This window comes from Methylobacterium sp. Ger2507, assembly GCF_055231875.1.
The window spans coordinates 3,756,595-3,778,283 of the sequence record NZ_JBUYVC010000001.1; the positions used below are offsets into that span (position 1 = coordinate 3,756,595).

Sequence of the window (21,689 nt, forward strand, 5' to 3'; positions counted from 1 at the left end):
CCGACCGTCCGGCGCGCCGGGCGCCCGGGTTCGCACGGCGCTGGCGGGGTCGGGCACGATCCCGCGCCGTGGGATGCAGGATCGTCGATTGCAGGATTCGTGGGTTGCGGCGATCCGGGCGGGGGCGTGAGTCGCCCCGGAGCGCCCTTTCCGTCCGGGGAGGAACCCGCGCGGCGGGGGCGGCAGGCGGTCAGGGGCGGGACTCGTCCGGGCGCCAGCCCGGCAGGCCGGCCCAGGCCGTGTCGATGATGCGGTCCCGGCGCGCGGCGCGGTCGCCGGCGGCATCGGCCACCCGCCGCAGGGCGGCCTCCATCGCCTCGCGCCCGCCGGCGGCGGACGCCTCCTCGCCCTTGCGCCGGATCGCGGCCTGGAAGGCCTTGACGGCGGGGCCGGCGGTCGGCCCGCTCTCCACGGCCGCCACCAGGCTCAGCAGGGCCTCGGCGATCGGCACGATCGCTTCCTGCCAGGGCGGTGCGGAGGGCGCGGCCGGTCCCGGGGGAGCCGCATGGGACAGCACGGTCGTCCGTGGGCGGATCATGGCGTCGGGCTCCTGCGTGCGAACGGGGGGATGCGGGCGTGCCGGACGGACGGCGGCGGCACGCCGCAATCGGCGTCACCGAACCCGTCACGGCCCGCCGGCCTTCGACGGAAACCGCGCAACCCCGAACCGATTGTGCCACGAACACCCGCCTCGCTTCCACTGTCGCCGTGTCGCCCTGCGGCACCGAGATTCTGCTGCACTGGGATTCTGCGCAGCTGTCGTCCAGAACCGGAGCGCCCGCGCCCCGCCCGCCCCGGCGCAGGGAGACACCGCCGCCACCGGGTCGAGAAGCGGTCGTCTCCGGATACCGAGCGGCCGGGCGCCGCGTGGTCCGCCGTCCGCTGGCGCCACGGACTCCCTTCGGGCGGCGGGGTGCCGGGCTTGTCGCTGCCGACGGAGCGCGGCGGCCGGGTGATGCCGTGTTCCGCCCGGCCCTATCCCACCCGCGCGGTGCGGCGCAGGCGGCGCCAGCCCAGGATCACGCCCGAGACGGCGATGCCGGCGCCGAGGCCGTTGAGGAGCCACATCACGAGGTCCCAGGCCGGGCGCGCCTGGAACAGGATCGCGAAATCGAGGCGGTGCGGCGCCTCGAACAGCCAGCGCTGGAGGCGGCCGCTGGCGTCGAGGCGGTCGAGGAGCGCGCCGGTCTCCGGGTCGAGGTGGAGCCAGGTCGCGGCGGCATCGTCGAAGCGCACCCGCAGCACCGGCAGGGGCCGGGTGTCGTGGTGGGGATACCAGTAGGCGTCGTAGGCGGTCAGCGTCTCGATCGCGGCGATGCGGGCCTCCGGCAGGACGCGGGCGGCGGCCGCCCGCAGGGCCTCGGGGCTCGGCGGCGGAACCACGCGCCGCCCACCCCGCGCGTCGGCGGCGATCAGCACGGGCCGGCCGTCGACCTGGGTGAACCGGACCTCGACGGTGCGGGGCCGGGCCCTATCATCGAGGTCAAGGCCGTCGAAAGCAAGGCCGTCGAGGGCGGTGCGGCCGACCGGATGGACAGGCCCGGCATAGGCTTCGCGCATCGCTTCCGGCGGGGAGCGGGGCGAGAACCAGTGGTTGGGGTTCATCGAGAGCCAGCCGCTCGCCACGAAGGTGAGGAGGCTCAGGCCCCCGAGGGTGCCGAGGAGGTGGTGCCAGCGCGCGAGGCCGCGATAGGGCGTCACCCCCGAGGCGTAGGGCCGGCGCAGCCGGAGGCGCCAGATCCCCAGGACGAGGCCGCTGAGCACCCCCGCGATGGCGATCCCCGAGACCCACAGCACCGTGCCGCGCCACAGCTCGGCCCGGGCCCGCAGGGGCGTCGGGTAGAACCAGTGCGGGATCGCCCCGAGCCAGTTCCACAGGCGCTCCCGGCGGGTGGTGTCGAGCACGACCGCGCCGGTGCGGGCCGAGACGTAGAGCTCGGTGCCGGACGCGTCGCCCGGCGCCACCACGTGGAAGGGGCGCAGAGGGTCGTAGCGGTCCCGCACCGTCCATTGGTCGCGCCGCACCGCCCGCACGGTGGCGCCCGGCGCGAACGACGCCACGGCCGCCGCCGCGTCGATGGGGCCGAGGGTCTGCCCGGTCTCGGCCGAGACCGCGTGGCGCGCGCCGTCGCGGGCGGTGACCTGATAGACCGGCGCCCCGCCCCGCATCGACAGGCTGAGGCCGCCGGGGGGCGGGTCGAGCCCGGCCCGGGCCAGGGCCGCGTCGGGGCCGAGATGCACCCGGTCCCAGGCGATGGGCGCGAGATGGGACAGGCGCTCGGCCTCGGTGAGGGCCGGGAACGCCACGTAGAGCATCACCAGCCCCGACAGCACCCAGGTGGCGAGGAACAGCCCGGTGACGATGCCGAGCCAGCGATGGCCGAGGATCAGCCAGCGCTTGACGGGCTTCAGGAGCGCCCGCGTCGAAGAGGCCCGCATCAGAACCGCACGCTGTAGGCCACCTCGAAGGAGCGCGGGCGGCCGAGCAGCCAGTTGGTGCCGACCCCGTTCACCGCGTTGCCGCTGATCGCGTAGATCTCGTCGAAGAGGTTGTAGGCTCGCAGGGACAGCCGCGAGGACGGCGTGACCTGGTGGTCGAGACCGGCATTGACCAGGGTGTAGGCCGGGCGCTGCGCCTGGTTGCCGAAGTCGCTGAAGGTCTCGCCCACGTGCTGCAGGCCGATCCGGGCCTCCCAGGCGGGGGCGAAGGCCCAATTGACCCAAAGGTTGCCGACGCGCTCCGGCACGTCGATGGGCTGGCGTCCGGCATAGGAGACCACTGCGCCCCCGACCCTTTGGTTGAAGGCGTCGTACTGGGCGTGGAGAAGGGCCACGTTGGCGTCGATGCGCCAGGCCTCGAACAGGTGCAGGCTCAGGGCCGCCTCGACGCCGAGGGAGGATTGCTGCCCGACCTGGGTCGCGAGCGCCGCCTCGCCCGGCACCCGCGTGATCGGATTGTCCTTGACGATGCGGTAGCCGGCCAGGGTCCACTCGGCCCGGCCGTTCCAGGCGACGCCCTTGGCGCCGACCTCCACCTGCTCGCCGGTGGAGAGCTTCAAACCGGACAGATTCTGCGACAGCGAGATCAGGCTGCCGACCGGATCGGTGGCGGTGGCGTATTGGGCGTAGAGCGCCAGCAGGGGGGTCGGGTTGTAGACGGCGCCGAAGCGGTAGCTGAGCGCCTGGAAATCCTGCTCGAAGGCGGCGCCCGTGACGAGGTTGGTCCGGTGCAGCACCGGCGCGTCGTAGCGCATGCCGGCCAGCAGCGAGAGCTGATCGGACAGGATCAGGCGGTTCTCGGCGAAGACCGAGGCCTGGCGCGTGTTGGTGACGTAGGCCGGAGTGGCGCGGCCATTGGCCGGGAACAGACCCGGGTCATAGGCGAAGGGATCGACGCTGGTGGTGAGGCCGCCGCCCTCGGAGCTGAAGTTGTTGGTGTGCCGGAACGCGATGGCGTTGACGTCGAACCCGGCCAGGAATTCGTTGCGGAATCCGAACACTGTGCCCCGGACCGTCGCGTCGAGGCGATTCCCGATCTGCTCCTGGCTGTGATAGATCTCGGTGTAGGCCGAGCGATCGATCCGCCCGGTATCACGGTTGAAGGCGTATTGCTCGATGTCCCGCCACTGGCGCCGGCTCTGGAGCCGGTAGGCGGTGTTGCGGATCGTGATGTCGGCGCTCGGCGTCCACTCCGCTCGCAGCTGCGTCCAGTTGTCGGTCCAGAGCATCTGGGCGTCGCGGACGTTGTAGTTGTTGAACCGGATGGCGTCGCGGATGCGCCCGTCGATGAGCGGCGTGCCCCAGTAGCGGGCCGGCTCCTGGTAGCCGAAATCATGGCTCAGGGTGATGGCGAGGTCCGGATTCGCCTGCAGGGTCAGGGCGCCCGAGACCGCGAGATTGCGGAAGTCGCCGTCCGGCGCGATCCAGCCCGCGTCGCGGTTGCCGCTGATGTTGAGGCGGTAGGCGAGCGCGTCCCCGATGGGACCGCCGGAATCGAGGGCCAAGCGCGCCAGACCATCCGAGCCGACGGCCGCGCGCGCCACGTTGAGGGGCGTGAAGACCGGCTTCTTCGTCACCACGTTGATCACGCCGCCGATGGCGCCGTCGCCGTAGAGCACGGAGGCCGGCCCGCGCAGCACCTCGATGCGCTCGACGTTCCAGGTGTCGAACGGGAAGGTGACGGTGCCCGCCCCGACGAACAGGCGGGTGCCGTCGTAGAGCTGCTGGATCGAGTTCGGGCCGGCGAAGCCCCGGGCCGTGAAGGCGCCGTTGCCGTTGCCGGGGGCCGCCACCGTGGTGATGCCGGTGGCGTTCTGGGTGACGGCCTCCGCCACCGTGTTCTGGCCGCGCAGGCGCGTGGTCTCACCCGCGATCACGTCGACGCTGGCGGGGGTTTCCAGGGGCGTCAGGCCGAGGCGGCTGGCGCTGCGGCTCGAGCTGCGCAGGTTCAGCCCCTCGGCGGGCGGCGGGCCGCCGCGCCCGGAGCCCGCGACCTCCAGGGTCTCCAGGGTGACGGCCGAGTGGGATTCGCCGGGCGCGGCGTCGGCCGGCATCGGCAGCAGGCCGCCGAGCAGGGCCGCGAGCGGCCAGGATGTGAGGGGCCGGGATATCGGGGGCCGGGATATCAGGGGCAAGACGTGGCCCTGCCGTGCGCGTCGGGCGCGTGGGGATCGGGACGGGATTTGGGCGAGGGCCATGGGACAACCGGGAAGGGGCGCGGGCATCGGCCAGGGCCGACGAGCCACCTCTGCTAAAGCGAATGTTATAATGTTACAATCGCTGAGTGGTGCCGGACGCGACGTTGTCCGCAAGCCAGCCGTCTTCGGACCGCGCGGGGCGATCGGACGAGGCGGACGGGAGCGGGACGCGCGGGCGCAGACGGGCATCGACGGGACGGCTGACGCGACGGGTCGCGCGGAGTGGCACGTCACCGCGAAGAGGTCGGTCCGTTCGCCGCATGCGAACGCCCCGACACCCACCAGGACACCCCGCCCGATGCGTTTCGCGTGTGACCACGACTGACGGCAGGTCTCCTGGCTCGCGGGTCACCGCCCTCTCATCGTCTTCCCAGAGGCTTGCAACCCCCAGTGACGTGTTGATGATGGGCTCGCCGCTTACAGTTGCGGGGGCAGCCGCGGCGTTGGGGCAGAGCCCCGCACCGCGTTCCCTTTTGATCCTCGATCCGAGGAACCGTCGCGCCGAAGCTAGGCGGTTTCCGGCGCCGGCGTCAATCGACGGGGACGATTTGCCCCCGGGAGCGTTGGCCCCGCGGCGGGGGTCGCACCTGCGATCGCCGGTCACGAAGGAGCAGAAGCACGATGTCCGAGGATGGGATCACGTTCGAACGGGTCCGCGAGCGCGCCCACGAGATCTGGGAGCGCAACCACCGTCCCGAAGGCTTCGAGGTCGAGTTCTGGCTGATGGCCGAGCGGGAACTCCGCGCCGAGCAGGCCCGCCGCAAGCCGGCCGCCGACCGGACCGCCTCGGAGACGCCGCCGGGGGCCGACACGACCGCCCGGTGAGGCCGGCGTCGCTCGCCTTCGGGCGAGGATAGGCCGACGAGGCCCGCGGTAAGGCGCGTGCCGCCTGCTGGGACGGAAAACCGTCAGGATCGGACGTCGAGCACGCCCATCATGCCGAGTTCCTCGTGCTCGAGAATGTGGCAATGGTACATGCGCGGCCCCGGCTGGTCCTGGCGCAGCAGGAGCCGGACCGTCTCGCCGGGCACGACGTTCACGGTGTCCTTCCAGGCGCGATAGCCCGGGGTCCTGACCTGTCCGTCCTTCTCGTAGGCGACGATCTGGAACTGGGTTCCGTGGACATGGAACGGGTGATCCATGTCCGATTGGTTGACGATGTCCCATTGTTCGACCTGACCGACCTTCGAGACCTCGTCGATGCGGGTCATGTCGAAGCTCTTGTTGTTGATCAGGAACTTCATGTCGTGGCTGCCGGGCGGCTTGGCGGAGGCGGCACCGCCTTTCGCGGTTCCGCCGTGATCCATGCCCGGCATGGCGCCGTGATCCATGCCCGGCATGGCACCGTGATCCATGCCCGGCATGGCACCGTGATCCATGGAGCCCATGTCCTCCGTCAGCACGAAGCGGCGGGTGACGACCGGGGCCTGGAGCGGGGCGATCGCCCGCAGCATCTTCGGCAGCGGCGGTGGCGGCGTCGCCGGTCGTCCCGCCACGTTCGCGGTCAGCAGGACCTTGCCCGCTTCCTTCGGCTCCCCCGGTCCCATCCAGCCGCGCTCGTAGGCGAGTGTGGTCAATTTGGCCGGGCCGGGCTGATCGAAGGAGACGATGAGTTCCACCCGCTCGGCGGGGGTGAGCAGCACCTCGTCGACGGCGACCGGCGCCTCGACAAGGCCGCCATCGGTGCCGATCAGGGTCATGCGGGCGCCCGCGAAGCGCAGGCGCAGGTAGCGCGCGTTGGTCGCGTTGACGAGCCGGAGGCGGCGCTTCTCGCCCGGCGCCACCGTCATCACCGGATTGCTCTGGCCGTTGACGAGCACGTGGTCGCCGACGCGACCGTTCATCAGGTCGACCATCGTGCTGGGCGGCATCGTCCCGTCCGCCGCGATCCGGAGATCGGTGAGCATCAGGACCGTGTCGCCATAGGCGGCCGGAATCGGATCGGATTTCGGCTTGACCAGGAAGAGCCCGGCGAGGCCGCGATAGACCTGTTCGGCGGTGAGGCCGTGCGGATGCGGATGAAACCAGTAGGTCGCCGCACTGCCCTCGGGCAGGTCGAAGGCGTAGCCGTGTTCGGCCCCGGACGCGACGGGGTTCATCGGGTTGCCGTCCTGGTCGGACGGCACCGGCATCCCATGCCAGTGGATCGTGGAGGGTTGCCCCGGAATGCCGTTCTGGAACGTGATCGCGACCCGGTCGCCCTCCTGCGCCTCGATCACCGGATGGCCGCCGTCATAGAGCAGCACCGGCGTGTCGAGGCCCTCCGCGTAGCGGACCACGCCGGGGCGCGCCGCGATCGTGGCCTCGAATCGACCGGGTCGGGTCGAGCGGTTGCGGAGCCGGGGCAGCTCCTTCAACGGCTGCCCCTGCGGCAGGACCGGCGCGGTGCCGGCCATCGGTGCCATCGGCCCGCCCGGCCCGGCCCCGGCTCCCATGGGTCCCATGTTCCCCATGGCTCCCATGTCGTGCTTCATCTGAGCCGATGCCGGTGCGGTTCCAAGGACCCCCGCAAGACCTGCCAGGAATGTGCGCCGCTGCATGTCGGTGGTCTTTCGATAAAGCGGTCGCCCATGACGGCTGGAATTCAATCCAGCGGCCGTTCGTTGCGCGAACGAACCGGGTCTCGATCGCGGACGTAGCGGACCGATCGGCGCTGCCCTGGTAACGGGGCCGTCGTTTCGACGGCGATGCCTTCAGATGGGCCTCTGACCGAATCTTTTAGCCTCATCCTCCCGGCGATTGATAGAGCAGAGCCCATAACATTCGCGGCGTGATGAGATCTTTAAGGATAAAAATCGTCGGCCGATCCGTCATACTGAATTCCACCTATTTCTCGGTGTCAGGAAATGGTGTAACCAGCCCCTATGAGATTCGAGCAGCAACTCGTGCGCCTGATGGCGGCGGTGATCGTGATGATCATCGCCTACGTCGCGCCGTCCGCTGCTCAGGCTCACGAGGGCCATCCCCCTGCGGCGATGGCCCCCGCCCTGACGATGGCGGAGGCGCAGAGCGCGCCGGCCGTCGCGCCCGAATCTCCATTCATCGCCACGGCGGTGACCGTCGGTCCGGGAACGCACGCCCTGCTGGGAGCTGAAGCCCTGCTGGGAGCGGAAGCCCTGCTCGGAGTGGAAGCCCTGGTCCGTGTGGCGGGGCTGATCTCCGACGACACGGGGCGGGGCTGCTGCTCCGGTCCGTGCACGGGCACCCGCTGCGGAACCCCGATCTGCTGTGCGTCGGGCATCCTGTCGGCCACGGCCACCTTGCCGACGCTCGCCTACGGACGGGTGGTCCGCGTCTCCCGGCCGGTCGATCGCCGCCGCGGTCTCGGACCCGAGACGCTCTCCAGGCCCCCCAGACTCCTCGCGTAACGAACGGCGCCCCCGAGGCGCTCGACGGTCGGATCGTGCCCGCCGAAGGCGGGGGCACGCCCGGGATTTGAACGCGAGGAAGCTTCTCCCATGGTTTTTCGAATTGCCGCCGCCCTGGGCGCGGTGTGGCTGCTGGTCGGTACGCTGGCGGGTCCCGCGCAGGCTCATGAGGGGCACGACGACGGAGCCACGCCCGCACTGGTGATGACGTCCGTCGCCCCGCGCGGCGAGGCCGTCTCGGACGCCTTCGAGCTGACCGCCATCCTGCGGGATGCCTCGGTGACGTTCTACCTCGACCACTTCCGGACGAACCAGCCCGTCCGGGACGCCGTCCTGACGGTGGAGACGCCGGACGGCCAGCAGACGGCCGACAAGACGGCGGACGGGGCCTACGTTCTGCCCGTGCCGTGGCTCGCCAAGTCGGGCCTGCACGACCTGCTGGTGACCGTCACCGCGGGGGACGTGGTCGACATCCTCACCGTGCCGCTGTCCATGCCGAAGGCGGGCGCGTCTTCGTTGACCGCGGCGGCCACCAGCGGGCCGATGTCCGAGGGAATGGCTTCTCCGGTCGCCGAACTGAAGGCGCGCCTCGGCGCACAGAACCCGATGCTGATCGCAGCGGGCGCCTTCCTCCTCGGGGTGCTGGTCACCGGACTGACGCGAGCCCGGCGCAGCCTGCCGCTGGTGACCGTGCTGGCCGCGGCCCTGGCCGTCATCCTGGCCCTGGGCACGCTCGCCTTCGCCCATGGCGACGAGGATCACGGCGCGCCGGTGACGGGGGCCGCCCTGCCGGGTCCCGGAAAAGCCGCGACGGACCTCGCCCAGCGCCTGCCCGACGGCTCCGTGTTCGTACCCAAGCCGACCCAGCGCCTCCTCGACCTGCGCACCACTCTGACGAAGCAGAGCACCTTCCACCGCACCGTCGAATTGCCGGCCCGCGTCATTCCGGACCCGAACGCCAGCGGCGTCGTGCAATCCTCTGTGGGCGGCCGCCTGTCGCCGCCGCCCTCCGGGCTCTTCCCGCGGCTCGGCACGATCGTGAAGAAGGGGGACGTGCTCGCCTACGTGACGCCCCCGGTCCAGGCCATCGACGTCTCGGACATGCGCCAGCGCCAGGGCGAGCTCGACCAGCAGATCGACGTCCTCGCGCGGCGGGTGGATCGCTACCGCAAGCTCGCGACCACCGGGGCCGTCGCCCAGACCCAGCTCGACGACGCCCTCTCCGAACTGCAGGGAGCGCGGGACCGCCGCCTGGCCCTCGACAAGGTGCGCCATCAACCGGAGGCCCTGGTCGCGCCCGTCGACGGGGTGATCGCGCAGGCCTCCGCGGTGGCGGGCCAGATGGCGGCGGCCGGCGCCATGGTGTTCCAGATCGTGGACCCCGACCGCCTGTGGGTCGAGGCGCTCAGCTTCGACGCCCTGACCACGGCCCAGAACGCCACGGCCCGCTTCGCCGACGGGCGCACCCTGTCCCTGGTCTACAAGGGCGCGGGCCTCGCCGACCGAAACCAGGCCCTTCCGGTCCAGTTCGCCGTGCAGGGCAGCACCAGCGGGCTGCGGGTCGGGCAGTTCCTCACCGTGCTGGCGGGCACCGATACCGAACAGTCCGGCCTCGCCCTTCCGCGCGCCGCCGTCATCCGCGCCGGGAACGGGCAGGCGATCGTCTACGAGCACGTCGCCGCCGAGCGTTTCGAGGCCCGTCCGGTCCGGGTCGAGCCCCTCGACGGGACCAACGTGCTCGTCGCCGAAGGGGTCGGCGCGGGCAGGCGCATCGTCACCGAAGGTGCCGAACTCCTCGATCAGGTCCGCTGAGCAAGTCCGCTGAGGAGGCAAGGCCATGTTCAACTTTCTCGTCACGCAGTCCCTGCGCAATCGCCTCCTCGTCCTCGCGGTCGCCGCCGTCCTGATCCTGTACGGGGCCTTCACGGCGACGCGGCTGCCGGTGGACGTGTTTCCCGACCTGAACAAACCGACGGTCACGATCATGACCGAGGCCGAGGGGTTCGCCCCGCCGGAGGTCGAGCAGCTCGTCACCTATCCGATCGAGACCCGGATGAACGGCCTGCCCGGCGTCAGCCGGGTGCGCTCGGTCTCCGGCGTCGGTCTCTCGATCGTCTACGTCGAATTCGACTGGGGCACCGACATCTACCGCAACCGGCAGCAGCTCGCCGAACGCCTCACCCTGGTGCGTGATCAGCTGCCGCCGAACGTGACCCCGCAGATGGGGCCGATCTCCTCCATCATGGGGCAGATCCTGCTGGTGGGCGTCACCAGCGAGACGGCCACCCCCATGGAGATGCGCGAAGTCGCCGACTTCATCCTGCGTCCCCGGCTCCTCACCATCCCGGGCGTGGCCCAGGTCATTCCCATCGGCGGAGAGGTGCGCCAGTTCCGGGTCAGTCCGAACGTGGCGGTGATGCGGGCGCTCGGTGTGACCAATGCCCAGCTCGAATCGTCCCTGGCGCAGTTCGGCACCAATGCGGGCGGCGGCTTCACCGATCAGTACGCCCGCGAATTCCTGATCCGGAACATCGGCCGGACCATGAGCCTCGACGACCTGCGCAGCGTCGTGGTCGCCAATGTCGGCGATGCCCCGGTCTACCTGCGCCAGGTGGCCGACGTCTCCTTCGCGGCGAAGGTGAAGCGCGGCGATGCCGGCTACATGGGCAAGCCCGGCGTCATCGTCTCCGTCGAGAAGCAGCCCGACGTCGACACGGTCAAGCTGACGCGCGAGATCGAGTCCGCCCTGAAGGAGATCACCGCAACCCTGCCGAACGGCATCAAGGCCGACCAGATCCTGTTCCGTCAGGCGAACTTCATCGAGGCCTCGATCGCCAATGTCGAGCGCGTGCTCGTCGAGGCCATCGTGGTGGTGGCCATCGTGCTGTTCGCGTTCCTACTCAACGTGCGCACCACGGCCATCTCACTCACCGCCATCCCGGTCTCGATCCTGGCGACCGCGGTGGCCTTCCACCTCGCCGGCCTGTCGATCAACACGATGACCCTCGGCGGGCTCGCCATCGCCATCGGCGAACTCGTCGACGACGCGGTGGTCGACGTCGAGAACATCTTCCGCAGGCTCGGCGAGAACCGGGCGGCCGGCTCGCCGCGCTCGACCTTCGACGTGGTGGTGGCGGCGTCCTCGGAGGTGCGCTCCGGCATCGTCTACGCGACGATGATCATCGTGCTCGTGTTCGTGCCGCTGTTCGCCCTGTCGGGCATCGAGGGCCGGCTGTTCGCGCCCCTGGGCCAGGCCTACATCATCTCGATCCTGGCGAGCCTCGTGGTGTCGCTGACCCTGACGCCGATGCTGGCCTATTACCTGCTGCCGGGCCTCAAGAGCCTGACGGAGCACGACAGCGCCCTGCTGCGGTGGCTCAAGCGCGGCAATGCCCGCCTGCTCGACGTCGCCTTCCGGCACCAGGGCGTGCTGGTCGCCACGGTGGCGGTCTCCGTCACGGTGGCCGGCATCGTCGCCTGGAACCTGCCGCGCGCCTTCCTGCCGCCCTTCAACGAGGGCTCGTTCACCGTCAACACGACGTTCAACCCGGGGATCTCGCTGTCCGAGAGCAACCGCGTCGGCCTGATCGCCGAACGCCTGCTCCTGGATATCCCCGAGGTCCGCGCGGTCGGCCGCCGCACCGGCCGGGCCGAACTCGACGAGCATGCCGAGGGCGTCCATTCCTCCGAGATCGAGGTGGAGCTGAAGGGGGGCGGTCGCTCCAAGGATGCGGTGATCGCCGACATCCGTCAGCGCCTGGCCCAGCTTCCCGTGTCGATCAATGTCGGGCAGCCGATCTCGCACCGCCTCGACCACATGCTCTCCGGCGTGCGGGCCGAGCTGGCCCTGAAGATCTTCGGCGAGGATCTCGATGCCCTGCGCAGCGTGGCCAACGATCTGCGCGAACGCATGGCCAGGATTCCCGGGCTCGTCGACCTTCAGGTGGAGAAGCAGGTTCGCATTCCGCAGCTGGAGATCCGGGTCGACTACACCCGGGCCGCCCTCTACGGGGTCCAGCCCTCGGCCGTGGTGGACCAGCTCAGCCGCCTCTCCAACGGGCGCGTCGTCTCGACCGTAGCCGACGGCTACAAGCGCTTCGACGTGCTCCTGCGTCTGCCCGAAGGGCAGCGCACGACGCAAGGGCTCAAGGACCTCCTGATCGAGACGCCGTCCGGCTGGGTGCCGGCGCGCCAGATCGCCGACATCCGGGAGACGGACGGCCCCAACCAGATCCTGCGGGAGAACAGCCGGCGCCGTGTCGTGGTGCAGGCCAACACCAACGGGGACAGCGACATGGGCACCATCGTGGCGGCCATTCGCGAGCAGGTGGCCGAGGCCAAGCTTCCCCCGGGGTTCTTCGCCAAGCTCGAGGGGACCTTCCAGGCGCAGGAGGAGGCGAGCCGGACCATCGCGGCCCTGTCCACCCTGTCCCTCGCCCTGGTCTTCGCCATCCTCTACAGCCGCTACCGCTCGGCCGTGCTGGCGCTGATCATCATGGGCAACGTGCCGCTCGCCCTCATCGGCAGCGTGCTCGCGCTGTGGCTGGTGGGGCAGCCGCTCTCGGTGGCGTCGATGATCGGGTTCATCACCCTGACGGGCATCAGCGCCCGCAACGGCATCCTGAAGATCAGCCACTACCTGAACCTGTCGCTGCACGAGGGCATGCCGTTCGGGCGCGACCTCGTGGTGCGGGGCAGCCTGGAGCGCCTGACGCCGGTGCTGATGACCGCCCTGTCGGCCGGCGTGGCCCTGGTGCCGCTGCTCTACGACGCCGCGACCCCGGGCAAGGAGATCCTGCACCCGGTCGCGGTGACCACCTTCGGCGGCCTGATCAGCGCGACCCTCCTCGACACGGTGCTGACGCCGGTCCTGTTCTTGCGCTTCGGGCGGGCGCCGTTGGAGCGCCTGCGGGCGGCCCAGGCCGAAGCCGCCGAGGCCCCTCTTCCGGAGGGCGCCAAGCCCCGACAGGTCGAGGCGTTCTGATCCAGCCGCCCGACCAAGCCGCCCGACCAAGCTACCCGAGACGGCCATCTGACACGGCCACCCGACGAGGAAAGAACCGATGATGCGATGGATGATGACCCTGCTCGCCGGCCTGCTGACGGCCGTGGCGGCCCACGCGCACGAGGCGGCCGGCCAGCATGGCGGCCGGACGACGGATGTCGGCGCGTATCACGTCGAACTGATCGCCAAGGGTGAGACCGTCGACATCTTCGTCACGAACGCCAAGCAGGAACCGGTGCCGGCGGGCGGCTTCAAGGGCACGGCGATCCTCGTCCTCGGCGGCAAGGCCACCCGCATCCCCCTCGCGCCGGCCGAGGGCAATCGTCTCTCCGGCACGGCGCCGATGGCGCTCGGGGAGCGTCCGAAGGGCGCGGTCCAGCTCACCGGACCCGACGGCGCGACCGCCAGCGGCAAATTGCATTGAGGCCTCGCGCCTCCGCCGCACGCGCGGTCGGACGGCGCCGGACGATCCCGCACAGGGATGCAGAGGGACCCGCGCGCAGGCGCGTCTCCCGTTTGCGAACCACCGGTCAGGCGGCCGAGACGGCCCTGATCACGCCAACGCGAACAACCAAGGCAGTCACCTCATGAAGTTCACCACCGTGCTCCCGCTGCTGGTCGCTCTCGCCGCCGCCTCCCCGGCTCTGGCCGACGACCAGGGCAACGCGAATGCCGAGCAGCAGACCCAGCCGACGCCGAACCGCGGCGGCACCGCGGGCGGACCGGCGCATAGCCCCACCGCCCCGGACGCCATGACGAAGCCGGTCGAGGCGCCCGCGGCCAAGGAGGGGCATCACCACCAGCCCAAGGACACCGCGCCGGCGAGCAAGCACAGCCACTGAAACCAGCCCCCGCCCTGCCCGCAGAACCCGGCCTAAGGACTCAGGTCGGATCTGGCAGGCAAAAGTCCTTCGCCGGCGCGGTCATCCGCGCCGGCCACCCGCCCTCGCGAGGACGCGCCTGAATATGTGAGAGATGGACCGGCGATACGCCGTCCCGACGCGATCCCGGCCGGCGGCCGTCCGAGCCCGCCGGCAGGACGGTGGAGCATGTTCGATATCGGGTCATACTGAATATCAGGCCTGGTTCCGCGCCGCCGCAGGCCTGCGCCCCTGCCCGACCGCATCACCCGCGTCTGTACGGGACGGTCCTGCCGATCTATCGCCAGCAACCGAAACTTCGCGATCTCGGCTCCCACGATCCGCACCGGATTGACGTCAACGCCCGACGCGGCGATGGAGCGCCTACGCGCACCAGCGACCCAGCCAGATCGTTACGACTGTGAGATGTATTGGATAAGGTAAATGGCGCGCCCGAAAGGATTCGAACCTCTGACCCCCAGATTCGTAGTCTGGTGCTCTATCCAGCTGAGCTACGGGCGCCTGCGACCGGGTGGCTGGTAGGCGCCGCCCCGGTGTGAGCGGGTGTTTAGAGGCTCCGTTTTGCGCTGGCAACCCTGGCCGGACAAGTTTTTCGCGCCGGCCGGATTTCGGGACCCGGGGCGTGGGCAGCGGCGCTTCGCGCTTCGGCTCCGGCAGCGTCCGGGTCCAGATCTTCGGAGCGGATAGGCGTGTTCCCGGCGAGCGAACAGAGAGCTTGAGGGTTCACGGGCGATCCTTGTTGCAGGAATGACTTTCGCCGGCGCAGGATCAGCTTGCCGTTTCATCCGATGTATCGTGTCAGATCATGAAGGAACCTTTTTCCGATCGGAACGTGTCGGCCATTCGGGCTGCTATTCTTGACGTGCATCCGGGAACGCTTTGCGGTCTCGCGGGATTGAGAGGGACTTTCGCCGCTTCGGACGTTCCGCACCGGATCGGCGGTTCTCAGATGCCTTCCAAGGAGAATGCCGTGAAACGCTCCCTGACCACCCTCGCCCTTCTGTCGGTCCTCGGCGCGGGGCCGGCATTCGCGCAGACCACTGTCACCGGCACCCCCGCTCCGGACGCCAAATCGAGCGCCACGTCGGGCGGCCAGGAGGCCGTGACCCGGCCCAACACCGACAAGCCCGACGCGACCAAGCCCGCTACCACCAAGGCCGCCGCCAACGCCAAGCTCGAGGAAGGCGCCAACAGCTTCACCGAGGCCCAGACCCATCACCGTCTCACCGAGGCGGGCTACAAGGACGTCAAGGGCCTGACCAAGGACGACAAGGGCATCTGGCGCGGCCAGGCGATGCTGGACGGCAAGCCCGTCAAGGTTGGTGTCGACTTCAAGGGCAACGTCGCCGCGCAGTAGCGCATCGCGCCGCGCGACCGGAGCACGTCTCCCGCTCCGCGCGGCTCTCCCCGATCGGCTTTCCCAGAGGAGTTCATCCCATGGCCCAGCAGACCATCACCGCCCTGTACGACAATTACGATGACGCCAGCACCGCCGTCTCCAAGCTGGAGGCCGCCGGCGTCTCGCATTCCGACATCAGCATCGTGAGCAACAACGAAGGCGACCGCCACGCCGGCCGTCTCGGCACCACCACCACAACCGACCTCGATCCGCATACGCATGGGGACACCCCCGAGAAGGCCAGCACCGGCGCGGGCGCAGGCGCGACCGTGGGCACGGTCCTGGGCGGGGCCGCCGGCCTCCTGACCGGCCTCGGCCTCCTGGCGATCCCGGGCGTCGGCCCGGTGGTGGCCGCCGGATGGCTGGTGGCGACGCTGACCGGCGCCGGCATCGGTGCGGCCGCCGGCGGTCTCGCGGGCGGCTTGACCGGGGCCGGCTTGAGCGAGACGGATGCCCACACCTACAGCGAGGGCGTGCGCCGCGGCGGCACCCTGGTGACGGTCCGGGCCGATCAGGCGCACGCCACCCGCGTGATGGACATCCTGGAGGAGCACGGCTCGATCGACGTGGACGAGCGCGCGCAGAACTGGCGCGCCGATGGCTGGACCGCGCCGCAGGCCGCCGCTGCGACCTCGCCGGACGCGATTCCGGGCAATGCGCTCGGCGGCACCGTCGAGGGTCGCAATCGTGTGCGTGCCTACCCGACCACGCCGGTCTGATCGGCTGATCCGGACGCCCACCCTCTCTCTGGGGTGGTCGTTCGACCCGGCCTCGGGTCGCAAGACCATCGAGCCCAAGAAAAAGCCCCGCGCCGGGTCGGCGTCGGGGCTTTTTCAGGTCCGGTGGCATACGCCCCGTCGCGCAATGCGCGACGTCCGGGAAAAGGTGGGTCCCGGAGCCGAAGCCCCGGGTTCTGTTTCGACGGTTACCCTACCGCAAGATGCTTACGCCGCGAGGCGGGCATCCATGACAACGTTATCGTTGGCATTTAGAGTTTTGGCCAAATGCCCGAAACAGGGGTTGCCTGCGTCGAACCGGTCGAGTCCTTACCGACAGCCGCATCGTCCTGCACCGAAGTGCAAGCGAACTCGCGATCCCTTTACCGCCCAGTCGATCCTATTTCGCCCCCATCAGAAACCCACCGGCGCTGGCGCTCGTGGGCTTATGGTGGAGGCGCCGGAGTACTGCCCTCCGGGTCCTGAAACGTTATTCCGAACCGGTCATCAACCGCAGGTCCGATATACGCGCGATCACCCGGCGGGTCCAGATGCTGCGTTATCCCGCCGCACCCACGGCCTCGGCGTACCAGTCGGCATAGGGGGTGTTGCGGGCCATGTGCCGGTTGAGGTCGGGCGTCCCGTCGGTCCACCAGACCGGGCCGCGCTCGCCGAGGCCGTGCTTGGCGGCATCGACGGCGGCCCGCGCCTGCGCGAGGGCACCGCCATCCCCTGCGGCCTTGGCGGTCTTCACGGCCCGGCGCCCGTCCATCAGGGCCGCCACCAGCGCCTCTCGGCGCGCAGGGTCGAGGTCGGGCCGCGTCCGGCGCCAGAGGCGGCCGCGCACCACGATGTAGCGCCCGTCCGGGGTTTCCAGCGGTGGGCCGGCCCTATTCGGCCGCGCGGCCACGGCGATGCGCCTGTTCCTCGATGAGGGCCTCGACCGCCGCGATGGTGTTCTCGAGGTCGGCGATGCGCCGCAGCATGCTGTCGGGCGGCAGCATGGCGATCTTCGCGGCTTCGAGGATGAGCGTCCTCTGAGCGTCCTTGAGGCGTTCGAGGAGAGAATCCAAGTCTGACATGACTGGGCTTTAGCGGATGCCGGGGCCGACCGGCAATGCACAGGGGAGCAGAACGACGGAGATATCCTGTCGTGTCCTCGGATCGCGCGCCGAGATTCGCGTGCGACCCGGTTCCGATCTTTGCCGGCACCGGGTTAGAGCGGGATCGATACGATCGAGCCGCGGTTCCGGTCCGATGCGACTCAGTTGGGGTGGAAGACCACCTTCACGCAGCCGTCCTTCTTATCGCGGAACGTCTTGTAGAGGTCGGGGCCGTCGGCGAGGTCGGCGGAGCGGTGCGTGATCATCGCGGTCATGTCGAACCGGCCCTCCTGGATCAGCTTCGTCAGCGTCTCGAGGTAGCGCTTCACGTGGGTCTGGCCGCTCTTCAGGGTCAGGCCCTTCTGGACGATCGAGCCCATGTTGATCGGCACCGGCCCGCCATAGACGCCCGGCACCGAGACGATGCCGCAGGGCCGCACCGCCTTGATCGCCTCCGCCAGCACGTAGGGACGCTCGGTCGAGGTCAGCTTCTCCTGCAGGGTGCTGAGCATCCCGGCGATGCCGTGGCCGGCGGTGGCCTCCATGCCGACGCAGTCGATGACGCCGTCGGCGCCCTGCCCCTTGCTGATCTCCTGGATGCGCTCGAACACGTCCTCCTGCATGAAGTCGATCACGTCGGTGGCGCCGTAGCGGCGGGCCAGCGCGATGCGCTCGGGTACGGTCTCGATGGCGATGATGCGCTCGGCGCCCATGATCTTGGCCGACTGGATCGCGAACAGGCCGACGGGGCCGGCGCCCCAGACAGCGATGATCTCGCCGCCCTTGATCTCGCAATGCTCGGCGGCCTGCCAGCCGGTCGGCAGGATGTCGGTGAGGAACAGGACCGACTCGTCGTCCATGCCGTCCGGCACCTTCATGGGGGCGACGTCGGCCATCGGCACGCGGACGTATTCCGCCTGTCCGCCCGCGTAGCCGCCGGTGAGGTGCGAGTAGCCGAACAGGCCCGCGGTGGTGTAGCCGAACTGGGCCGCCGCCATCTGGGCATTGCGGTTGGAGCGCTCGCAGACCGACCAGTTGCCGAGCCGGCACTGCCGGCACGCGCCGCAATTGATGTTGAAGGGCACCACGATGCGGTCGCCCTTGCGGAACTTGGTGAAGCCGGCCCCGACCTCGACAACCTCGCCCATGAACTCATGGCCGAGCACGTCGCCGGACTCCATGGTGGGCATCTGGCCGTCCATCAGGTGGAGGTCCGAACCGCAGATCGCGCAGCTCGTCACCTTGATGATGACGTCGCGCGCATCCTCGATCTGCGGGTCCGGGACCGTATCGCAGCGGATGTCGCCCTTGCCGTGCCAGCACAATGCCTTCATCGCGGATCTCCATCCGGCCGATACCGGGTTCCTGCGCGTGGGCAGGGCTGGTTGTGGGGAGAGGGGGAGCCTCGAAAGGGGCTGCCCTTCGCGAGAAGGTCCGGCCCGGCGGCCTTGTTCCCCGGGGATTTTTTCGGTTCTCCGGCGGCTTCTTGCGATATCCCGGTCTTCTCCGCGGGACCGGCCGGGGGGAACGGGTGGCGCCTGCGTCCCGTTGGCCTCCGGATTCGCGCCGGAATGCGTGCCCAGGAAGGCCACATGCTGATCCTCGTCCTGTCCCTCGTGCTGCTCGCGACCCTGGTGCTGATGGTCGTCCGCCGCCGCTACATCGGCCGGCTGACCTCGTTCGCGACCCTGCTGGCCTCGATCATCCTGATGATCTGGCTGCAGGACAGCGGCCTCCTGCCGGGCACCCAGGGGCCGTTGAGCGATCGTCGCCCCCAGACGAGCCTCGATCGCCCGGCGCCGGCGCCCACCCTCCCCTGATCGCGTCGCACCGAGGCAGGCCGGTACGGCGCGGACCCTGTGTCGCTCGATCGCGTGGCATGCCATGGACCGTTCCGGCGCATCGTGCGTTCACACGACGGCCCGGGCTGATGTCTTGCTCGGGCACCGGTATCCGGGCGCGTGTCCGGCGTGCGATGGGCTGCGCGGTGATGATGCCGGCGACGTTCGAGGGGTTCAGGGGCAATGGCGAAAATCCTGCTGGTGGAAGATCACGAGGAGATCTGGGACTTCCTGTCCCGCCGGCTGAAGCGGCGCGGCTACGACGTGATCCTCGCCCATGACGGCGAGTCCGGCGTGCAGCAGGCGCGCACCGGACAGCCCGACGTCATCCTCCTCGACATGAACCTGCCGATTCTCGACGGCTGGTCGGCGGCCCGGGTGCTGAAATCCGGCAGCGACACCAAGGGCATCCCGATCATCGCGCTGACCGCCCATGCCATGTCGGGCGACCGCGACAAGGCGATTCAGGCCGGCTGCAACGACTACCACCCGAAGCCCGTGGATTTCTCCAAGCTGCTGACGCAGATCAACGCCGCCGTCGGACCGCAGGCGCCCGCGGTGCCCTGAAAGGCGGCCGCTCCCGTCCCGTCCCAGGCTTCGCCCGACCCTCATCCGCCCCTTCGTCGCCCGTCCCGCCCGACATCCGATCGTCGGCGCCAGCGTCGCTCACCCCCACGAGACCCGGCCCATCCATGAGCGACGATCCCATCACCGCCCGCCTGCTGCGGCAGGCGATGCCGGTCTTCACGACCCTGGCCTCCTGCCTCCTCGTGATCACCATCGCGGCGGCGCTCTATCTGGGGCGCGACATCTTCGTGCCGGTGACGCTGGCGATCCTGCTCAGCTTCGTCCTGGTGCCGGGGGTGAGGCTCCTGCGCCGCATCCGGGTCCCGCGGGCGCTCGCCGTACTGGTCGTGGTGCTCACCGCCTTCGGGGCGCTCCTCGGTGTCTCCCTCCTGATCGCCAACGAGACGGCGCAGCTCGCCTCGGACCTGCCCCGCTATCAGGTCACCATGCGGGAGAAGATCGCCTCCCTGAAGGAGGCGACGGCCGGGAGCGGCACGCTCTCGCGCATGGTCGACATGGTGCAGGACCTCAGCGCCGAGCTACAGCCGGACCTGAAGAACACGACCCCCGAGGGCAGCGCCGGCAGTCTCGCCCATCCTCTTCACGTGCAGATCGCCTCCGCCAAGGCGGGGCTCCTGGGAACCCTCGGCGCCGTGGTGGGGCCGATCCTGCATCCGCTCGCCACCACCGGCCTGATCCTGATCTTCACGATCTTCATCCTGCTGCAGCGGGAGGATCTGCGGAACCGCGCGATCCGCCTGGCCGGCTCGGGCGATCTGCGGCGGACCACGGCGGCCATCGACGATGCGGCGGCCCGTCTCAGCCGGTTCTTCCTGGCCCAGCTCATCCTCAACATCGCCTTCGGCATCGTCATCGGCGTCGGGCTGTGGTGGATCGGGGTGCCGAACCCGATCCTGTTCGGGGTGCTCGCCGCGATCATGCGCTTCGTGCCCTATATCGGCGCCGCGATCAGCGCCCTGCTGCCGCTGATCGTGGCCGCCGCCGTCGATCCCGGCTGGAGCATGGTCATCGCCACGGCGGCCCTCTTCGTCGTGGTCGAGCCCATCGCCGGCCACGTGATCGAGCCCCTGCTCTACGGCCATTCCACCGGCCTCTCGCCGATCGCCGTGATCCTGGCCGCCACCCTGTGGGCGTTCCTGTGGGGGCCGATCGGCCTGGTGCTGGCCACGCCGATCACCGTCTGTCTCGTGGTTCTGGGCCGGCACATCGAGCGCCTGTGGTTCCTGGACGTGATCCTGGGCGACCGGCCGGCCCTGGCGCCGCCCGAGATCTTCTACCAGCGCATGCTGGCGGGCGATCCCGAGGAGGCGATCGACCAGGGCCGGATGTTCCTGAAGGCGCGCGCCCTCGTCACCTACTACGACGAGGTGGTGCTGGCCGGCCTGCTGATGGCGCAGGAGGATCTTTCGCGCGGGACCCTCGACCGGACCCGGCAGGACGAGGTCGGCACCGCTCTGCGGGCGGTGGTCACCCGGCTCGGGACCGTGCCGGCGGGCCGGAAGGGCGGCTCCGCCACCAAGGCGGCGGGCAATTCGGAGACGTCGGCGGCCTTCGCGGCCATCGGGCCGGACCGGCAGGTCGCCGCCATGGTGCTGCGCCCGGACGAACTCCCGCCGCGTTGGCGGGCGGCCCGGCCCGTGCTCTGCGTCTCGAGCCGCGGCCCCTTCGACGAGGCGGCGACGTCCATGCTCGGCCAGATCCTTGACCGCCACGGCCTCGCCGCGCAGGTGATGTCGATGGCGGACCTGCGCCGCGGGGCGGTGCCGGACGACCTCGGGGGCATCGCCCTGGTATGCTTCTCCTACCTGGAGCCCGTCAGCCTGTCGCAGATCCGGCTCAACGTCCGCCAGGCGCGGCGGGCGATTCCCGGCGTGCGGGTACTGGTCGGCTTCTGGCGCGAGCGCGATCCCGCCTCCCTCGATCGCCTGCGGCGGACCCTCTCGGCCGACGTGCTGGTGACCACCCTGAACGGTGCCCTCGATGCAGCCCTGACCTTCGCCAAACGAGGGTGAGACCGGTGCGGCGGGACCGATCATTTGACTTCCCCCCAGGGTTGACCCACTTCTCCCCGGCGCCGACCCCCTCTCCGGA

Annotated in this window: 18 protein-coding genes, 1 tRNA gene, 1 other RNA gene and 1 riboswitch; of the genes, 11 read left to right on the forward strand and 9 right to left on the reverse strand. The window is 70.1% G+C overall.

The window, feature by feature from the left end; genetic code table 11:
• Positions 1-190: 190 nt before the first annotated feature.
• The 3 genes from ACV7NL_RS17295 to ACV7NL_RS17305 all read right to left on the reverse strand — a co-directional run bounded on the left by ACV7NL_RS17295 (position 191) and on the right by ACV7NL_RS17305 (position 4,553).
• Positions 191-538: a hypothetical protein gene (locus tag ACV7NL_RS17295; protein ID WP_056486808.1), complete on the reverse strand. Its 348-nt coding sequence runs from the start codon at positions 536-538 to the stop codon at positions 191-193.
• 437 nt (positions 539-975) lie between these two features.
• Positions 976-2,439, reverse strand: coding sequence for a PepSY domain-containing protein (locus ACV7NL_RS17300; RefSeq protein WP_463356330.1), 1,464 nt, complete (start codon positions 2,437-2,439; stop codon positions 976-978).
• Positions 2,439-4,553 (reverse strand): TonB-dependent receptor, encoded by a 2,115-nt coding sequence (locus tag ACV7NL_RS17305; protein ID WP_463357155.1) that lies wholly within the window; start codon positions 4,551-4,553, stop codon positions 2,439-2,441. The genes ACV7NL_RS17300 and ACV7NL_RS17305 overlap by 1 nt, the downstream gene beginning before the upstream one ends.
• A gap of 453 nt (positions 4,554-5,006) precedes the next feature.
• Positions 5,007-5,210, reverse strand: a riboswitch (cobalamin riboswitch).
• A 108-nt stretch (positions 5,211-5,318) separates the two neighbouring features.
• On the opposite strand from ACV7NL_RS17305, the gene ACV7NL_RS17310 reads away from it, so the two are divergent.
• A complete protein-coding gene (locus tag ACV7NL_RS17310) occupies positions 5,319-5,522 on the forward strand; it encodes a DUF2934 domain-containing protein (RefSeq protein ID WP_463356331.1) in 204 nt (67 codons plus the stop codon).
• Positions 5,523-5,605: 83 nt separating this feature from the next.
• Here ACV7NL_RS17310 and ACV7NL_RS17315 read toward each other — a convergent pair whose 3' ends face one another.
• Entirely contained in the window at positions 5,606-7,237 is a 1,632-nt protein-coding gene (locus tag ACV7NL_RS17315; protein ID WP_463356332.1) for a multicopper oxidase family protein, read from the reverse strand.
• 324 nt (positions 7,238-7,561) lie between these two features.
• Here ACV7NL_RS17315 and ACV7NL_RS17320 point away from each other — a divergent pair, with 324 nt between their 5' ends.
• From ACV7NL_RS17320 to ACV7NL_RS17340, 5 genes are all read left to right on the forward strand, one after another.
• Entirely contained in the window at positions 7,562-8,065 is a 504-nt protein-coding gene (locus ACV7NL_RS17320) for a hypothetical protein (RefSeq protein WP_463356333.1), read from the forward strand.
• A gap of 90 nt (positions 8,066-8,155) precedes the next feature.
• Complete coding sequence (locus ACV7NL_RS17325; protein WP_463356334.1) at positions 8,156-9,877, forward strand: efflux RND transporter periplasmic adaptor subunit; 1,722 nt, start codon at positions 8,156-8,158, stop codon at positions 9,875-9,877.
• A 25-nt stretch (positions 9,878-9,902) separates the two neighbouring features.
• Positions 9,903-13,049 carry an efflux RND transporter permease subunit gene (locus ACV7NL_RS17330; protein WP_463356335.1) on the forward strand — a complete coding sequence of 1,049 codons (3,147 nt, stop codon included), beginning with the start codon at positions 9,903-9,905 and terminating at the stop codon, positions 13,047-13,049.
• A 79-nt stretch (positions 13,050-13,128) separates the two neighbouring features.
• Entirely contained in the window at positions 13,129-13,494 is a 366-nt protein-coding gene (locus ACV7NL_RS17335) for a hypothetical protein (protein WP_056486785.1), read from the forward strand.
• Positions 13,495-13,657: 163 nt separating this feature from the next.
• Positions 13,658-13,912, forward strand: coding sequence for a hypothetical protein (locus tag ACV7NL_RS17340; protein ID WP_463356336.1), 255 nt, complete (start codon positions 13,658-13,660; stop codon positions 13,910-13,912).
• A gap of 463 nt (positions 13,913-14,375) precedes the next feature.
• On the opposite strand, the gene ACV7NL_RS17345 is transcribed toward ACV7NL_RS17340, so the two are convergent.
• Positions 14,376-14,452: transfer RNA gene (locus ACV7NL_RS17345), tRNA-Arg, on the reverse strand.
• 469 nt (positions 14,453-14,921) lie between these two features.
• On the opposite strand from ACV7NL_RS17345, the gene ACV7NL_RS17350 reads away from it, so the two are divergent.
• On the forward strand, positions 14,922-15,308 hold the full coding sequence (locus ACV7NL_RS17350) for a hypothetical protein (protein WP_056183249.1): 387 nt from the start codon (positions 14,922-14,924) through the stop codon (positions 15,306-15,308).
• Between the two features lie 80 nt (positions 15,309-15,388).
• Positions 15,389-16,069, forward strand: coding sequence for a hypothetical protein (locus tag ACV7NL_RS17355; protein WP_247636639.1), 681 nt, complete (start codon positions 15,389-15,391; stop codon positions 16,067-16,069).
• Positions 16,070-16,441: 372 nt separating this feature from the next.
• On the opposite strand, the gene ssrA is transcribed toward ACV7NL_RS17355, so the two are convergent.
• The 4 genes from ssrA to ACV7NL_RS17375 form a co-directional block, all read right to left on the reverse strand.
• Positions 16,442-16,569, reverse strand: a transfer-messenger RNA (tmRNA) gene (ssrA, locus tag ACV7NL_RS17360).
• A gap of 56 nt (positions 16,570-16,625) precedes the next feature.
• The gene (locus ACV7NL_RS17365) at positions 16,626-16,976 is read right to left on the reverse strand and encodes a hypothetical protein (RefSeq protein WP_200935904.1); all 351 of its coding nucleotides are present in this window, start codon (positions 16,974-16,976) and stop codon (positions 16,626-16,628) included.
• On the reverse strand, positions 16,957-17,148 hold the full coding sequence (locus ACV7NL_RS17370) for a hypothetical protein (RefSeq protein WP_056183034.1): 192 nt from the start codon (positions 17,146-17,148) through the stop codon (positions 16,957-16,959). The genes ACV7NL_RS17365 and ACV7NL_RS17370 overlap by 20 nt, the downstream gene beginning before the upstream one ends.
• A 182-nt stretch (positions 17,149-17,330) precedes the next feature.
• Positions 17,331-18,503 carry a zinc-dependent alcohol dehydrogenase gene (locus ACV7NL_RS17375; protein WP_056486779.1) on the reverse strand — a complete coding sequence of 391 codons (1,173 nt, stop codon included), beginning with the start codon at positions 18,501-18,503 and terminating at the stop codon, positions 17,331-17,333.
• 258 nt (positions 18,504-18,761) lie between these two features.
• Here ACV7NL_RS17375 and ACV7NL_RS17380 point away from each other — a divergent pair, with 258 nt between their 5' ends.
• The 3 genes from ACV7NL_RS17380 (at position 18,762) to ACV7NL_RS17390 (ending at position 21,610) form a co-directional block, all read left to right on the forward strand.
• On the forward strand, positions 18,762-18,989 hold the full coding sequence (locus tag ACV7NL_RS17380) for a hypothetical protein (RefSeq protein WP_056183242.1): 228 nt from the start codon (positions 18,762-18,764) through the stop codon (positions 18,987-18,989).
• A 204-nt stretch (positions 18,990-19,193) separates the two neighbouring features.
• Positions 19,194-19,577 carry a response regulator gene (locus tag ACV7NL_RS17385; RefSeq protein ID WP_056183028.1) on the forward strand — a complete coding sequence of 128 codons (384 nt, stop codon included), beginning with the start codon at positions 19,194-19,196 and terminating at the stop codon, positions 19,575-19,577.
• 125 nt (positions 19,578-19,702) lie between these two features.
• Positions 19,703-21,610 (forward strand): AI-2E family transporter, encoded by a 1,908-nt coding sequence (locus ACV7NL_RS17390; RefSeq protein ID WP_463356337.1) that lies wholly within the window; start codon positions 19,703-19,705, stop codon positions 21,608-21,610.
• Positions 21,611-21,689 lie beyond the last annotated feature (79 nt).

What these genes read in the sequence shown, in the direction of transcription:
- ACV7NL_RS17295 (WP_056486808.1), bottom strand. Translation starts at nt 538, where the DNA reads ATGATCCGCCCACGGACGACCGTGCTGTCCCATGCGGCTCCCCCGGGA.
- ACV7NL_RS17300 (WP_463356330.1), bottom strand. Translation starts at nt 2,439, where the DNA reads ATGCGGGCCTCTTCGACGCGGGCGCTCCTGAAGCCCGTCAAGCGCTGG.
- ACV7NL_RS17305 (WP_463357155.1), bottom strand. Translation starts at nt 4,553, where the DNA reads ATGCCGGCCGACGCCGCGCCCGGCGAATCCCACTCGGCCGTCACCCTG.
- ACV7NL_RS17310 (WP_463356331.1), top strand. Translation starts at nt 5,319, where the DNA reads ATGTCCGAGGATGGGATCACGTTCGAACGGGTCCGCGAGCGCGCCCAC.
- ACV7NL_RS17315 (WP_463356332.1), bottom strand. Translation starts at nt 7,237, where the DNA reads ATGCAGCGGCGCACATTCCTGGCAGGTCTTGCGGGGGTCCTTGGAACC.
- ACV7NL_RS17320 (WP_463356333.1), top strand. Translation starts at nt 7,562, where the DNA reads ATGAGATTCGAGCAGCAACTCGTGCGCCTGATGGCGGCGGTGATCGTG.
- ACV7NL_RS17325 (WP_463356334.1), top strand. Translation starts at nt 8,156, where the DNA reads ATGGTTTTTCGAATTGCCGCCGCCCTGGGCGCGGTGTGGCTGCTGGTC.
- ACV7NL_RS17330 (WP_463356335.1), top strand. Translation starts at nt 9,903, where the DNA reads ATGTTCAACTTTCTCGTCACGCAGTCCCTGCGCAATCGCCTCCTCGTC.
- ACV7NL_RS17335 (WP_056486785.1), top strand. Translation starts at nt 13,129, where the DNA reads ATGATGCGATGGATGATGACCCTGCTCGCCGGCCTGCTGACGGCCGTG.
- ACV7NL_RS17340 (WP_463356336.1), top strand. Translation starts at nt 13,658, where the DNA reads ATGAAGTTCACCACCGTGCTCCCGCTGCTGGTCGCTCTCGCCGCCGCC.
- ACV7NL_RS17355 (WP_247636639.1), top strand. Translation starts at nt 15,389, where the DNA reads ATGGCCCAGCAGACCATCACCGCCCTGTACGACAATTACGATGACGCC.
- ACV7NL_RS17370 (WP_056183034.1), bottom strand. Translation starts at nt 17,148, where the DNA reads ATGTCAGACTTGGATTCTCTCCTCGAACGCCTCAAGGACGCTCAGAGG.
- ACV7NL_RS17375 (WP_056486779.1), bottom strand. Translation starts at nt 18,503, where the DNA reads ATGAAGGCATTGTGCTGGCACGGCAAGGGCGACATCCGCTGCGATACG.
- ACV7NL_RS17380 (WP_056183242.1), top strand. Translation starts at nt 18,762, where the DNA reads ATGCTGATCCTCGTCCTGTCCCTCGTGCTGCTCGCGACCCTGGTGCTG.
- ACV7NL_RS17385 (WP_056183028.1), top strand. Translation starts at nt 19,194, where the DNA reads ATGGCGAAAATCCTGCTGGTGGAAGATCACGAGGAGATCTGGGACTTC.
- ACV7NL_RS17390 (WP_463356337.1), top strand. Translation starts at nt 19,703, where the DNA reads ATGAGCGACGATCCCATCACCGCCCGCCTGCTGCGGCAGGCGATGCCG.